The following is a 15,162-nucleotide window of genomic DNA, read 5'->3' on the forward strand; positions in this document are numbered from 1 at the left end:
CGCCACTCTCCCGGAGGTCTGCCCATGACACGAAGTGCCGCGCCCCTCGCCGCCCTGACCCTCGCCCTGACCTGCTCGCAGGTGCTCGCCACGCCGCAGGACACGCTGGTCTTTCAGACCAATTCGGCCACCGCCAGCGTTGAGCCGGCCCAGGCGGTCGTGACCTACGACGTGCTGCCGGTTCAGCAGATGTACGAGGGGCTGTACCTCAATGAGTTCGGCACCTACCAGCCCCTCCTGGCCACGGGCCTCACCCAGAGCAAGGACGGCCGGGTCACGACCTTTACCCTCAGAAAGAACGTGCGCTTTCACGACGGCTCGGCCATGACCTGCGCCGACGCCGAATACTCGCTGCGCCGCGCCCTGCTGGTGGGCAACGAGACCTCGCTGGCGGCGCAGCTGCGCCGCAACGTGCTGGGCATCACGGCCTTCAGTCCCGAGGTCCGGCGGACCTTTACCTTCGCGCGGTTGGCCCAGACCGTGCGCTGCAACGCGGCGGGCCAGCTGGTCCTGAGCCTGGAACGCAACGTGCCCAGCCTGCTGAACTCCATCACGCAGATGTACATCGTGCCGCAAAAGGTCCTTGTGGCCGGCGGCGACTGGAGCGGCACCGCGCGGGACTTTGCCGCCTGGACCGGCAAAGACGTGTCCAGTTCGGTGCTGGCGCAAAAGCCCATCGGCACCGGGGCTTACAGCTTCGTGGCGCGCGACCCCAGCCGCTTCGTGATGCGGGTCTTTGCCGGGTACTGGGGCGGCGCAGCGCCCCTGAAAAACGTGATCCTGCAAAAGGTGGACAGTGACACCGCCCGCGTGCTGGCGCTGCAAAAGGGCGACGCTGACATTGCCGCTGTGCCGGACCGCGATACCTTGACGCGGCTGAAGGGCGTAAGTGGCGTCACCGTGTACGAGGAGTTGCCCACCCGCGACCTCACCAGCGTGGTGCTGTTTAACCAGAATGTCAAAGACAGCCAGCTTCTTCCGGCGGGGCAACTGGCCGAGACCAACATGCCGGCCAACCTCTTTTCCGACATTCATGTGCGGCGAGCCTTTGCGGCGGCCTTTGACACCCAGGCGTTTACCCGCGACGCCCTGCAGGGCAAGGGGCTCGCCCGCACCACCACCCTGCCGCCCAACAGCTGGGCCGACGACAAGACGCTCAGAGCCCCCGCCTACAACCTGAAAACCGCCGAGGCCGAATTCCGGCAGGCGTTTGGAGGCCGGCTGTGGACGGCGGGCTTTACCATCCCGCTGGACTACGTGGTGGGCAGCGGCCTGTCTCAGGTGGTGGCCGAGATCTTCAAGCAGAACATCGAGCGCCTGAATCCCAAGTTTCACGTCACCATCAGCTCGCAGGAGCTGAGTGCCGGCAACGCGGCCCTGCTGGGCGGCAAGCTGCCCCTGAGTGCCCTGACCTGGGGCGGGGCCGACCCCGACACCGTGCTGCGCGGCCTGTACAGCGCAGAAGGCATCCTGGGCGTCGCCACCAATTTCCGTGACCCCCGGCTAGAAACGCAGCTGAATCAGGCGCGTGACGCGGTGGGCCAGAGCGCCCGCAAGCCGCTTTACACGGCGCTGCTGCGCTCCCTGAACACCCAGGCCTACGCCTTCCCGCTGCCGCAGCCGCTGGCTTTTGCGGCCACGTCGTCAGCCCTCAAGGGCTACGCCACCTTTAACCGCACCAACCTGTTCCGCACGCTGTCGAAGTAGAGGCGGCGTCAGGCAAAGACCGCCAGCTGACCCTACGCCCGCCACCCAGGCCCCACAAGGAGTTCTTATGACTGCATCTCCCCGTTCAGACGCCCTGCTGGCCGCCGCCTTCGAGACCGAGGCGAGGCGCCTGCACCGCGAGTTCAGGACCCCCGGCGTCAGCCTCGCCCTGCTGCTGCCGGGCGGTGACTACTACGTGAACCTGGGCGTGACCAGCCTGGAGCACCCCCTGCCGGTGACCGAAGAGACCATTTTTCAGATCGGCAGCACCACCAAAACCCTGACCTCGCTCGTCTGTTCGACGCTGGTGGCCGAGGGCCGGCTGGACCTCGACCAACCGGTGCGGACGTACCTGCCAGAGTTCAGGCTGCAAGACGAGCACGCCGCCGAACACGCCACAGTGCGCGACCTGCTGACCCACCAGGGCGGCTGGCTGGGCGACCTGTTCGAGGACACTGGAGAAGGCGACGACGCCGTGGCGCGGGGGCTGGACAAGCTGGCCGAGTCGCCCCAGGTCGTGCCCCTGCGTGGCCACTGGAGTTACAACAATGCGGGGTTTTTTGTGGCCGGGCGCGTCATTGAGGTCGTGACCGGGCAAACCTTCGAGCAGGCCGTGACCGAGCGGGTCTTTGTGCCCCTGGGCATGGACCACAGCTTCTTTTTCACGAACCAGATCATGACCCACCGCTTTGCCACCGGCCACAACAAGGTGGGCGAGGAATTCAGGGCGCAGCGGCCCTGGATGATGATGCGCTCGGCCGCCCCGGCTGGCAGCAGCTGCTCGTCAACCGCCGTGGACATGGCGAAGTACGCCCATTACCTCATGGACGGCACGGTGCCGCCGGCGCCAACCCCCGTGGACGAAGAGGCGCCGGAAAAGGAGTCAGCCCCCGCCGAGCCGCCCCTGGCCGCCGTGAACCGCCAGAGCCTGTGGGCCGAGCGCCTGCCCATCGGCGCTGCGTTTAACGGCTTCCCCGGCGAACGCGGATTCATTGGCCAGAGCTGGTTTGTGGACGAGTACGAGGGAACGACCATCCTCAGCCACGGCGGCACCACGCTGGGTCAGACCTCGGATTTCTGGGTCTCGCCAGACCGCAGGGTCGCGTTTATCAGCATGACCAACGCCAGCAACGGGCACGCCCTGAACCGCAAGCTCAGCGAGTGGGTCAAGCGCGAGGTGTTGGGCCTTACGGCCCCCGAACTGGACACTTATGAACACGATGAGGGTGGCCTGGCCGACTTTGCAGGCGCCTACACCGCCGTTGGGCAACCGTACAAGCTCAGCGCCGAGTCGCGGAGCGGGGCGCTGCTCCTCACCATTCCCGACACCGCGGCCGGGGGCATACAGGACCTGAATGTGCGCTTTATCGGGCCCGACCGCGCCCTGGTTGCGGGCGGCGACGCGGACGGCCTCGGGATAGAGTTTTTGCGCAACGGGGACGGTGTGGTTGACTTCATGCGCTTTGGGGGGCGGCTGTATCCGCGCGACCAGGTGACGGACGCCCCGCAGGACACTGAGGTGGAGGGGACCACCAGCGCGGCCACACCCGAGTTGGCCTCTCAGCCGTGAACCGGGTCTGGGTGGCCGGGGGAACGGTGGTGGACGGCACCGGGGCACCGGGCCGCCGGGCCGACCTGCTGATCGAGGGGGACCGCATTGTGCGTGTGGCCGAGCCGGGCGGCCCGGTGCCCGAAGACGCACAGACGGTGGACGCCTCTGGCCTGGTCGTGACGCCCGGATTCATTGACGTGATGAGCCACTCGATCTCTACCCTGCTGCGCGACGGCCTGAGCGTGGGCAAGGTGATGCAGGGCGTGACCACCGAGATCATGGGGGAGGGCTGGACGCCGGCACCCGCGATTCCTGGCGAGGCGCACGGGTTTCCGGTCCACGGGCTGCCGGGCGGCGATGAGAGCTGGGCTGAGCGCTCACGGGGCTGGGCGCGCTTTGGCGACTGGCTGCGTGCCCAGGAAGAGGTCGGCGCGTCCGTGAACTTCGGGTCCTTTGTGGGCGGCGCGACGGTGCGCCAGTATGCCCGTGGGCACGCCGAGGGCCTCAGCAGCCCCGCCGAATTGGCCAAGATGCGCCGCGTGGTCCGTGAGGCGATGGAAGACGGCGCCTACGGCCTCGCCACCGCGCTGATCTATCCGCCCGGTTCCTTTGCAGACACTGACGAACTCGTGGCCCTGTGCGCGGAGGTGGCCGCCGCCCAGAGCATCTACGTGACCCACATGCGCTCTGAGGGCGAGGCCATTCTGGACGGCCTGGAAGAAGCCCTGGCCATCAGCGGGCGCAGTGGGGCGCGGCTTCACCTCTATCACCTCAAGGCCGCCGGGCAACCCGCCTGGCCGAAGATGGCCCAGGTGATTGCGCGGGTAAACGCTGAGCGCGCGGCGGGGCGCGACATCCACGCGGACCTGTACCTGTACACCGCTGGGGGCACAGGCCTGTCCTCGGTCACCCCGCCGTGGGCCAGTGAGGGGCGCGGCCTGGTCGCCCGCCTGCGTAACCCGGCAGAGCGGGCCCGGATTCGGCAGGCCATGCTGACGCCGGACGGCAGCTGGGAAGCCCTGGGCCACCTGACCGGGCCAGCGGGCGTCTTTCCTGTGGGCCTGAGACACCCTGACCATCAGGCTTATATCGGGCGCTCGCTGGCAGAGGTGGCCGCCGCGCGCGGGCAGGACTGGATTGACACGGCCCTGGACCTGCTGGACGCCGAGGAAGACCGGGTTGGTAGTCTGTATCACCTGATGAGCGAGGCAAATATTGAGCGCCAACTGCGTGAGCCGTGGGTGATGCTGGGCTCCGACGCGGCGGGCTACGACCCCGAAGACCGCTGGGACGGCGGCGTGGGCGGGCATCCGCGCGCCTTTGGCAACTTCGCGCGCCTGCTGGCCGTGTATGTGCGTGAGCGCGGCCTCCTGAGCCTGGAAGAAGCCGTTCACCGCATGACCGGCCTGCCCGCCGAGCATCTGCGCCTGACGGGCCGGGGAGAACTGCGGGAGGGCCACTTTGCCGACGTGGTGACCTTTGACCCGCACACGGTGCGCGACCGCGCCACCTACGCGCAGCCCGAGCAGCTTTCGGAAGGCGTGCGCGACGTGTGGGTCAATGGCGTGCGGGTGCTGCGAGAGGGGCAGCACACGCGGGCGCGGCCAGGTCGCCGGCTGTACGCGCCCGGCGCCCGGACGCCGGAGGCTGTGGCGCTGGGGGATGTGGCCGCGCCGTGACCACCGTGCCGGGCCTGACCGCCGTCGAGCGCCTGCGCGCCGGGCTGGACACCTTTGGGGCGCGGGACCAGACCATCGCGCGCTTTTTTATTGACCACGCCGAGGAGGTCCCCTTTCTGAGCGCCGGAGAAATCGCCGAGTCGCTGTCGGTCAGCGGCGCGGCCATCACCCGGTTCAGTCAGCGCGTCGGCTTCGAAGGCTACCCCCACCTGCAGCGCGTTATTCGCCAGGAGTTGCGCGCCACGCTAGGGATTCAGCAGCCGGGCCGGCAGGACGCGGTGGTCGCTGATTTCTGGCGGGGAGAGCGCAGCAACCTTGACGGCCTGGCCGCGCTTTCCGAGGAGCAGGTGCTGGGCCTCGTGCGGGCGCTGGTGGGGGCGCGGCACCTGTGGATTATCGGGGCGCGCGCCTCTCACGGCATGGCCCTGATTGCCGAGTCGCTGCTGGCCTCGTTCCGGCCGCATGTCCACGCCCACGCCGCCGATCTACTGGCGAGCCGGCCCGAGCACCTGCTGGAGATGGGCGCGCAGGACGCCGCGCTGGTGTACACCATCCGGCGCTACAGCCGCGCCACCACGCGCGTGACCCGCGCCCTCCAGGCACAGGGGGTCCGCATTCTGCTCCTGACCGACCAGGGCGCCTCGCCGCTGGCCAAGACCGCTGACCACTGCCTGCGTCTACCCACGCAAGGGTCAGAAGTGGTCGCCTCGGTGGCGCCCTTCGTGAGCCTGACCGGACTCATCGCCTCTCTGGTGGCGCGTGAACTGGGCGGCGGCCATCTGGAGACCGCCGAGCGGCTGAACGCGGCGTTCAGCGTGTACGAGTACTGAGGGCGGGACATAGAGCTGTTGGTAGCCAGTCACGCAGCGAGTCAGCTGTCTCATCCAGTTGACGACGTCTTCGTGTCATTTTGTCTCACCACTCCGGCCATGCATAGAGGCACGAACCAATAAAACTTAGAATCATGAGCTTTCCATTGACTTAAAGACTCATTTCCTCAGGTGTCCCGTATATAGGGACACCTGTTTTTCACCACCTTGACGCTGTGGAAGCTTATGTTCCCAAGCCTATAGGTAACATTCAAGAACCTTTAAGATTCCGTTCTCATGTTGACTTGACGGCCAGATGCCTATGATCGGTCCAGTTCCGACAACAGATTACTTTTGCCGCGCTGGCCGACCCTTTTTGTCGAGTCTAGCGCCGGCGCGTGGGTGTTGCGGTCCTACCCCAGGAGGATCACCATGAACGGACGTACCCTGACTTCTGCTCTTGCGCTTTCGTTGCTGCTCGCGGCCTGCGGTACCAGCACCGTCCCCCACACCCCGGACACGGCGGCCGCCCCCTCGGCCGGCGCCCCCCTCCTGGGCACCAGCAACCCCGAGGCCATTCCTGGCCAGTACATCGTGGTCCTTCAGGACGACGCCGCCAACCTCACCGTTCAAGATGCCGGCAGCTTGATTAGCAGCCTGAACCTCGATCCTCAGGGTGTCACCGTCCAGCACCTCTACACCCAGACCATTCAGGGCTTTGCCGCCAAGCTCAGCGCCCAGAACCTGGCCACCCTGCGCAGTGACCCCCGCGTCAAGTACATCGAGCAGGACGGCCTGATGCACATGACCGCCACCCAGACCGGCGCCACCTGGGGCCTGGACCGCATTGACCAGCGCAACCTGCCCCTGAATGGCAGCTACGTCTACGACGCCACCGGCAGCGGCCTCAGGGCATACATCATCGACACCGGAATTCGGACCACCCACACCAACTTTGGGGGGCGCGCGATCTGGGGCACGAATACCACGGGCGACGGCAACAACAGCGACTGCCAGGGACACGGCACGCACGTGGCCGGCACGGTGGGCAGCAGCACCTACGGCGTGGCCAAAGGTGTGACGCTGGTGGCCGTAAAGGTGCTCAACTGCCAGGGGTCGGGCAGCAACTCGGGCGTAATTGCGGGCGTGAACTGGGCTGTGGGCAACAAGGGAAGCGCGACGGCCGTGGCGAACATGAGCCTGGGGGGCGGCTTTAGCCAGGCGGTGAATGACGCCGTAAACAGCGCTGCCAGCCGCAACCTGGTGATGGTGGTGGCCGCCGGCAACGAGAACCAGAACGCCTGTAACGTCTCCCCCGCCAGCGCCGCCAACGCCATTACCGTGGGCAGCACGACCCGCACGGACGCCCGCAGCAGCTTTTCTAACTACGGCTCTTGCGTGGACATCTTTGCCCCCGGCAGCGACATCACGAGCACCTGGAACACGAGCAACACGGCGACGAACACGATCAGCGGGACCAGTATGGCCAGCCCCCATGTGGCGGGGGCGGCGGTGCTGGAACTGGCGCTGGGGGCCAACAGCACGGGCAGCATCACCAACGCGATCATCAGCAGCTCGACCCCCAACAAGGTCACGAACGCGGGGGCCGGCAGCCCCAACCGCCTCCTCTACACCCGCTGAGCGAGACCACACCCCACTTGACCGAGGCCACCTGAATTGCAGGTGGCCTTCTTGCTTCTAGAGAGGGCCGCGCGTCAGGTGGTCCGCTGTCCTTTACTCCAGTTGAAAATCCACCGTGAGCTGGACGGTAAAGACGTGCGTTGAGGTGTAAGGCACACCAGCTTCCAGCGGCCCTGAGCGGGCGCGGCTGGCCCGCTGGGTGTCCTGCCCCAACCACTCTGGCTGGAGGTTGACCGTACTCACGGGCATGTCCCAGGTATCTGAAGCGTTCAGGACACCCACGACCCGGTGGCCTGCAGCCTGAGCAATCGCTTCTGCCCGTTGCCGGGCTCTTTGCATGGCTCTCGGCCCCAAGCGCAAACTGACCTCAAAGTCGTCGAAGATCCATTCCAACCGCTGAAGGTCCACGTGCTTCTGATCGGCCAGGACGCCAAGAACCTGTGAAAGAAGTTCTGGTTGTGCTTCAACCACCAAGAGGAACCGAGCCCTTTGTTGCTTGGCCAGTAGTCCCGTCCGGTTACTGATCTCCACACCGCGCACCTGAATCTGCGTCGGCGGGATTCCCACCGCCTGGAGTTGCTGGGTCACCTCCCGCACCTCTTTGACCCGTTCGGTGGCGGCAGTGCCCATCACGAGGGTTTCTCCAGCCACCTCCAAATACAGTTTCGCGCTGACCGCCGTTACGTCCTGCTGCTCTTTCTGTTGAATGCGCAGTACACCCATCTGTTCAGAATAAGAGCCTGACCCTTGAACGTGCGCTCAAAAACGGCTGTGCGCCATATTTCATAACGTCTCTTTCGTGTTCTTGGTTATATGCCCCCACAGTGATCAACCAAGTCCATGCAGGCGCTTGATCTGTCGTAGGGTGCAGGCCAGCCCTGACCGGGGAAGGAGGCGTGCGATGAAGACTGCCCAGCTGCTGACTGAATTTGAGGCGTTGACCCACCATGACCGCATTCAGCGCATGGTGGCCATCGGCCGCCAACCTCTTGCCGACCGGGAGGTGCTGCTGAATGACTTGTCCCGGGGCGCGGTCTATGAGCGACTCCTCGCCCTCTTTTCCTGCTTTGGCAGTCGGGACGGGGGCCGTGCGGCTCAGGCCGTTCTGGACCCGTCCGAGCACGTTGCCGGTCCTGCCCGCCGACTTGTGGCCCTGCTAGGCACCGACGAGCAGGTGCCGACCCTTCTGCCTCAGCTGTCGCCTGCAGGGCAGCGGCCACTGCTCGCAGCCTGGCGCAAAGCGGGCCGATCTGCGGGGCCCGTTGACGAGTGGGTGCGGAGCAGACGAGAGGAGGACCTGGCCGCAGCTCAATTGGCTCTGCCTTACGCGTCTTCCGCCTTAGTGCAGCAGTTCTTCCCCGCCCTGCTGGATGACCCCGGCCTGCAACCCATGTGGCTGCGCGTCGCCCGCTGGCACCCGGCTGTGGCCGGCCAGGAGCTTTTGCGGCGCGCACAGAAGCTGTCTGAGCCCGCGCCTCAGGTCACAGCCCAGGTGAACCTGCTGCTGCCGATCTTGGCAAAACGCGACCCGGACCTCGGGCTGAGCTTAGTGCAGGCCATGGGGCGCACCACGTCGCTGGGCCACCTTCGCCTGCAGCACCTCGCCCTGGTTCGCTCGGAGGCGGTGGCTGGGCTTATCCTCGGCTCAGAGGACAGCCCGGGCCCCCTGACGCTCACGCCCAGGCTGCGCCACCTTCCTCACGATGTCGTGGCCTCCTTGCTGCGCCGCCGCTCTGGCGTCCTGCCCTGCGTTGAGCAGGCTTATGGCACCTTGCTGCCCGCTGCCCGCCAGATCTTGGCCCCAGTTTTTTTGGAATGGTTGACGACCTCAGCTGGTGTGCTGCCCCTACCGGTCGCCCAGCACCTCCCCGCCGACCTGCGGATTCAGGAGGCTCGGCGACACGTTGACCTGCCTACCTTGCAGACTCGGCCGACGCAGCGTTTGACCTATGCCGCCCTGCTGCCCTGGGGCGACGCCCGCGCCCTGCTGGAGGCGCCGCTGCGGTCTCCGGACCCGGATCTGCGTGCCCAGGCGCTGACCAGCCTCGCGTTCGCCGTGCGTTACGACCGTTCCCGGCAGACTGAGCTGCTCACCCTGCTGACCGCGAGGCGCCATGAACAGGACCCGGTGCGCCTCGCCATGCTCAGCGGTTTGGCGGACCTGCCTCCCAGCCTCTGGGAGTTGAACAGCCTGGACGCGCTGGGACATGTGCTGCAAGCCGCCCTGGACGCCGCAGATCTGTCCCACCAGACGGCGCGGCAGGCGCAACGCCTGATCCTGCGCCTCCTGCCCTTTCATCCCGAGTGGAGCGCGTCCTGGCTGGCCCGTTTTGTTCAGGCCAGAGGCCAAGTTCAGTTTGGCCGGCTGGAGCGGCACCTGACTGCAGCGACCGCGCCGGGGGTGATGGCCGCCCTGCTGCCTGTTTTTCAGGCATGGGCCACCCGGGAACGGGAAGATCAGCTGCTGCAGGGGATCGAAAGCCTTGGCCGGTACGTTGAGGGTCAGGCTGACTTGCTGGTGCTGCTTGAGCAACGGGTCCGGCAGTCGAAGGAGCGGTGGATTCCCCTCCGGGCCCTCAGCCTCCTGCAGGCCCACGAGCCGCAGCGCTTTGTCCTCCTGGTGCCCCAACTCCTGCGTAAGGACGCCAGCTGGGCCACCCAGGCGGTGATCTACGACCATCTGCACCGGCGGCGGCAGGATCTGCTGACGCCTTTCCTGGGCCGCCGGGCGTTTGCGGGCCGGTTTAGCACCGGCAAGACCCGCATTGTTCTGCCGTTCATGACCGGCTTCACCCGCTGGACGCGGACGCAGCAGCAAACATTTGCGGCCACGCTTATAGACGTGACTCAGGACACGCAGCGTGATCTGCCGGGCGTGTGGACGGCCCTGAGTCAACTGGCGGCTCTGCCGTCTCCAGTGCCCTTGGACCGCCGCCCTGGCTTGCTGGCACGTCTATCCAGGGTGCCAGGGGACGCCCCACTGGATCGGCTCACGGCTCTGGCTCAGTTGGACGCTTCCAACCCGGCGCTCCGCTACCGGGCGCTGAGATCGCTGGGGCAACTCGACGAGGCGCGGGGGGCGTCGGCGCTTCTGGCGGCCCTGGACGATGACCGCGCCCGCATTGCTCTGTATGCCTTGCGGCGCCCGCTGCTGGCGATGGCGCCAGCCCACGCACTGGATCTGCTGCTGAGCGTCCCGCGCGAACGGGTGACGGTCTTCAAAGAGGTGGTGCGGTTGATCGGCGAGCTGCGTGGCGACCGTGCCTACCGCGCCCTGCTGGACTTCAGCACCGAAGACCTGCACCGTGACGTGCGGGTGGCGTTGCTGCGGGGCCTGTGGAGCCATCTGGGCCAGGCTGAGACGTGGCCCGTGCTGCTGGCCGCCGCGCAGTCGGGAGATGCGGCCCTGAGCAGCGGCCTCGTGCGGCTGCCGGGTCAGGCGCTGACGGGTCACAGTGGCCGCGAGTACCTGGCCCTCGTGCAGGCTCTGCTGGGTCACCCAGACGCGACGGTCCGCCTGGCCACCCTGCACTTTCACCAGCCTCTGACAGACCCTGAGCGAATCCTCTTGCCTACTCTGTTGTGGCGCCTGACCTCCCCCTACCCAGAAGAAACGACCGCGTCTGCGGGGGTGATTTTCGCCTCCTACGGGACCCCGGATGCCCAGGCCATCGGCGAGGCCTTCCGGCAGCTCCTATCAGATCGCCGTGCTCTGCGGGCTGCTACCCAGGCCCTTCAGGCGATGGCGGCGAGCAGCCCGCACCGAAATGCCCCCTTGATTCAAGCGGTGCTAGCAGCACTTGCCTCTGACCCGCTAACCCTGAGCCTTCAGGTTCAGTTGGCGGTGGCGGCCGAACCCTGGCCCGCTCTGGGGGCGCGGCTCCAGCATTGGACCGAGCAGGGACAACTTCACGCCGAAGCGCTGATGGCGGGCGTGACTGCTCTCAAGCAGGTCCACCAGCGGCCGGACGTTGGCGCCGTGCCAGCCCTTCAAACTGTCCTCCGCACCGGCAACGAGTTTGCCCGGCGTCTGGCGCTGGAGGTGCTGATTCTGGAGGCTACTGCTCTGGGCGGCTGGACGGCCGAGCGGTTGCGTCAGCTCCAGGCCTACCGGGCTGATCCGTCCCCCCTGGTCGCGGGCGCCGCCCAGTTCACGCTGCCAGAGACGGAGCAGGCCACGACGTAACTGCGCACACGTAGCGTCCAGACGTGAGCCGGCCTCTCCGATCCCTCAAACCGGACCTGCGGTTGACCGCTCCAGAAGCGAGCAGATAGGTTCAAGCGTGCTGTAGACAGGCGAGGGACGGCGTACTAGTGGGGAAAATCTGGCTTTCGGTTTAGGTGAGGGCTCTGAAGCTCGGGCTTGGTCTTCGCGCCGCCTCCCCTGCGTTATCTGGCGGATGGTCAGAACCTGAGCCGGAGGTTGTCGTGGGTGGCTCATGCGATACCAGAGCCTTTTAAAGCCTTCTCCTGCGTGGGCAGCCCTTGCGGCATCATTCATGGCGCCTTGGGATAAACCAGACCATGAGGTGTGTCGGGGCCGAGATGATGCGCAGGTCATTTCCTACCCCGGAGGTTCATCAATGTCCTATGCGTCCCGCGTCACCCTGCCCCTGCTGTGTCTCACCACGCTTCTCGCCTGCGGCCGTACGCCTGAGAGCACCGACCCTTACGCCCTGTCTGTACTCAATGAAACGGCGGGCGCCCCGGCCACACCATTTGAACCGGGACCAATTCCTGCAGACCAGACCCGCGTTCGGGTGTCATTCATTGGGGACGTCCCTAACCTGCCGTCTATTGGGGTGAGGAGTGTCTTCCTGTGCGGCACGACATGTACAGCCACCGGAGTCAGTGGTGGCGTCCTGGCCGGCGATGACGGCACTGGCCGGGGCAAGCTCTTCAGTGACGTTACGTTGCCTCCCAGCCGCATTGACCGGATCATCGTGCAGCCTGACCCGGCCGCTGGTCAGCCCGTGGCGTTCCGCACCCTGCAGTTGGCCCAGCCTATTACCCTGCAAGCGGGCGAGCGTCAGGAAATCTTCCTGAGCCTTAGCACCGTCCGGCCTGGCGACGCCAGCGGCTTGGAAGTGACCTACCTGGGGACGGCGCCGCTGCCTCCAACGGCCGGCTCGGTGGTCGCCTACCGGCCTGACCGGGCGATGGCCTGGCCCGCCGGCAGCCCGATGGGCCTGGCGATGGCAGCGGGTAGCCTGAAAGAGGCGCAGCTGTTCGGTATGGAGCTCATTGACACAGGCGGGATTGCGCCGCGCGTGGCGGTGTGGCCTGCCCTGAAAACTCAGGACCCCATGACAGTCACCCTCAAGGTCAACCGGGACCGCATTGCTAAGGGCCTGACAGCAGCGGACTACAAGGTGCAACTGGCCGATAAAACGACGCCCGCAGTGACCATGAACGGGGACACGCTGACTTTTCAGGCCAAGGATCTCAGCGGCGCTCAGGTGTATACCGACCGGAGTGTCATCGAAACCAGCAGCGGGGAGCGGATCGCTCTGCCGGGCAAGACCCTGAATACTGCGTCCATCTCGGCACAGGACACGTCGGCCTGTAAAAACAGCCTGACGGCCCGCCGGGCAGAGTACGAGCAGTATTTTGCGGACGGTACGGATGCTATCCGCATTTTTGACTGCGAGAACGTGGCGCCCTACGTTCATATCGTGCTGATTGACCGCTCCAACCGTGGCCGCACCGTGGACCTTCCGGTGACGCCCAGCGTGGATTACCCCGGCAAGTATGTGCTGCGCCCAATCACGTCTCACGGCACAGGCGCCGTGGTGGCCATCAACGGCTTCACCTGGGACGGCGACAAAGGGACTTACATGGGCACGGGGTACGGTACGCCGCTGGGCACGCTGATTACAGCGGGCACAGTGCGCAAGAAAACCTCGACGACCGAAGCCATCTTGGGCTTCCAGATGCAGCCAGCCGACCGCTCAAAGGGTACGTCCGCTGAGTTTTTCGTCGGCGCGAGCACATCGCTGAATTTCGGCACACACAACTACAACGTCATCGGCTCAACCACGTCGGTCATTCGCAACGGCGCCTGCAACCCTAACCTTGACACCACGAGCGTCAACCGCTGGAGCGCCGTAGGCATCGGCCTCAACCGCATGGCGTTGGTGTCGTCCACAAGCAGCGGGACTTCGTCGCCAAGAGACCTGTGCAGTGTGTTTGAAGGCCTGGGCTACTTGAACGGCGCCATTCGCCTGGACGGGGGCCCGTCGGCGGCTATGGCCTGGCTGGGCCAGCACATCAACCCTTTGACGGGGTCGGACTACTACGCTTTTGGCAATGCGCGCAACATCCTCAACGCCCTCGTCTGGAAATGACAGGGTTCCGCTGAGGCTCTGTCACGTTCAGATGAACGGTGCGACGAGACCCAGAGCGGTTGAATCCAGCAGTCTTCGGCCACTTTGAGACGAAGAGATGAAGTACAGCAGACAGCGGCGGCCACAGTATGGCCGCCGCTGGCGCTGTGCTGTCGGCTTTACCGGGTCAGCGGGCCAAACTGCTGGGCGAAAGGCGAGCCCTGCTGCACGTCCCAGTCGAGGCGCCAGTCGAACGCTCCACGGAGACCGAGGAAGCGACTTTTTACCTGAGAAAACGTATTGACCGCCGAACCGATGGTCCAGTAGTTGGCCAGCCCCGGATTCACGCCAAAGCCCACCACCACATGGTCTGCCCCCAGGAGATTGACCCACATTTGCAGGTTGTTCTGCAGGTAAGTTGGGTCGTTCAGCTGTGGTCCGTCGTAGTACTGCGGCGCGCAGTAGTCGAGTGCGCCAGCCGTCAGCATGGCTTTGCAAAACTGCTGATCGGCGGTATTCCACGGCGCAGGCGGCGCGGTGATGAGGAAGCCGGGATGCCGGCGTTTCAACTCCTGACCAATCCAGATCATTTCACTGGTGTTCGGTGCTGCGTCGCCCTCAAATGTGTTGAAGTCTAGGCCATCAAAGCCGCCCCAGGCCTGATAGAGCTTGTCCACGCTGTTGACAAAAGTGGTCGAGACGGCGCGGGTGGTAAACCGGATGGCGTTTCCGGCGCCGCCCACCGAAAGCAGCACCTTGCGCTTCTGAGTGGAGCGGACGTACTGGAGATCTGCCGTCCAGTTCGTCCAGGCACCGCTGCCATTAGGCGGTGGATCAAACTTGAGGGTGCCGGCCGGCTGCCCTGGCGCGTTCGTCGCTGCAAAAAGGTAAATCAGAGTGTAGTTAGGGTGAATCTCCCGAAGCCTCGGGGCATTCGGCGCAAAGGTGGCGTAATACGTGCCCAGCACCTTATTCCCAGAAGACGGCCCGCTGCAGGTGGTGGGCTGCCAGTACCAGGTGCTGATGGTGGGATCGGTCTTGTCGCTGCCCCCCGCCGTCGCGTTGACGAGCTTGTAGTACCGGCCATTGGCGGGGTACAGGACGGTGGTGCCCAGGGTGTAGGTCGTGTTGGCCTGCCAGGTTTGAAAGGTGCAGGCAGCGGCCTGCGCTGAGAAAGCCGCGCGCTGCAGCGCCACCGCCACGCCGCTGGCTAGGGGTGGTTGGCTGCTGCACGCCACGACACCAGCGCTCAGGAGAAGGGCAGAAACAAGGTGGGGGAGCGAACGCATTTCTACCTCCAGCATGGGCCAGCTGCTGGTCAGGTCAAGTGACTCCCCCAGTCCTGGCGACTCATACAGACTCTGGTTCAATTGTTCACAGAAACGATTTAACCCGAGCACAGCGAGAAGGAGAACAACGGGTTCCGGGCGTGGAGCGGACACATCGGG

9 protein-coding genes are annotated in these 15,162 nt (G+C 65.6%); 7 read left to right on the top strand and 2 right to left on the bottom strand.

All coding sequences use genetic code 11. The annotated features are described in order from the left end of the window. Positions 1-24: 24 nt before the first annotated feature. From K7W42_RS03225 to K7W42_RS03245, 5 genes are all read left to right on the top strand, one after another. Positions 25-1,707 carry an ABC transporter substrate-binding protein gene (locus K7W42_RS03225; protein WP_224572226.1) on the top strand — a complete coding sequence of 561 codons (1,683 nt, stop codon included), beginning with the start codon at positions 25-27 and terminating at the stop codon, positions 1,705-1,707. Between the two features lie 67 nt (positions 1,708-1,774). After that, the gene (locus K7W42_RS03230; protein ID WP_224572228.1) at positions 1,775-3,277 is read left to right on the top strand and encodes a serine hydrolase domain-containing protein; all 1,503 of its coding nucleotides are present in this window, start codon (positions 1,775-1,777) and stop codon (positions 3,275-3,277) included. Continuing rightward, positions 3,274-4,938 carry an N-acyl-D-amino-acid deacylase family protein gene (locus K7W42_RS03235; RefSeq protein ID WP_224572229.1) on the top strand — a complete coding sequence of 555 codons (1,665 nt, stop codon included), beginning with the start codon at positions 3,274-3,276 and terminating at the stop codon, positions 4,936-4,938. The genes K7W42_RS03230 and K7W42_RS03235 overlap by 4 nt, the downstream gene beginning before the upstream one ends. After that, positions 4,935-5,768, top strand: a complete 834-nt coding sequence (locus tag K7W42_RS03240) for a MurR/RpiR family transcriptional regulator (protein WP_224572230.1) — start codon at positions 4,935-4,937, stop codon at positions 5,766-5,768. The genes K7W42_RS03235 and K7W42_RS03240 overlap by 4 nt, the downstream gene beginning before the upstream one ends. 411 nt (positions 5,769-6,179) lie before the next feature. Next, positions 6,180-7,388, top strand: a complete 1,209-nt coding sequence (locus tag K7W42_RS03245; protein WP_224572231.1) for a S8 family peptidase — start codon at positions 6,180-6,182, stop codon at positions 7,386-7,388. 93 nt (positions 7,389-7,481) lie between these two features. Here K7W42_RS03245 and K7W42_RS03250 read toward each other — a convergent pair whose 3' ends face one another. Further along, complete coding sequence (locus tag K7W42_RS03250) at positions 7,482-8,111, bottom strand: SIMPL domain-containing protein (RefSeq protein WP_224572232.1); 630 nt, start codon at positions 8,109-8,111, stop codon at positions 7,482-7,484. A gap of 178 nt (positions 8,112-8,289) precedes the next feature. On the opposite strand from K7W42_RS03250, the gene K7W42_RS03255 reads away from it, so the two are divergent. Beyond that, positions 8,290-11,574 (top strand): hypothetical protein, encoded by a 3,285-nt coding sequence (locus K7W42_RS03255; RefSeq protein ID WP_224572233.1) that lies wholly within the window; start codon positions 8,290-8,292, stop codon positions 11,572-11,574. Positions 11,575-11,971: 397 nt separating this feature from the next. Further along, entirely contained in the window at positions 11,972-13,735 is a 1,764-nt protein-coding gene (locus K7W42_RS03260; RefSeq protein WP_224572234.1) for a phosphodiester glycosidase family protein, read from the top strand. 158 nt (positions 13,736-13,893) lie between these two features. Here K7W42_RS03260 and K7W42_RS03265 read toward each other — a convergent pair whose 3' ends face one another. Then, entirely contained in the window at positions 13,894-15,003 is a 1,110-nt protein-coding gene (locus tag K7W42_RS03265; RefSeq protein ID WP_224572235.1) for a glycosyl hydrolase family 18 protein, read from the bottom strand. Positions 15,004-15,162 lie beyond the last annotated feature (159 nt).

This window comes from Deinococcus betulae (assembly GCF_020166395.1).
In the GTDB taxonomy this organism is placed as follows: Bacteria; Deinococcota; Deinococci; order Deinococcales; family Deinococcaceae; genus Deinococcus; species Deinococcus betulae.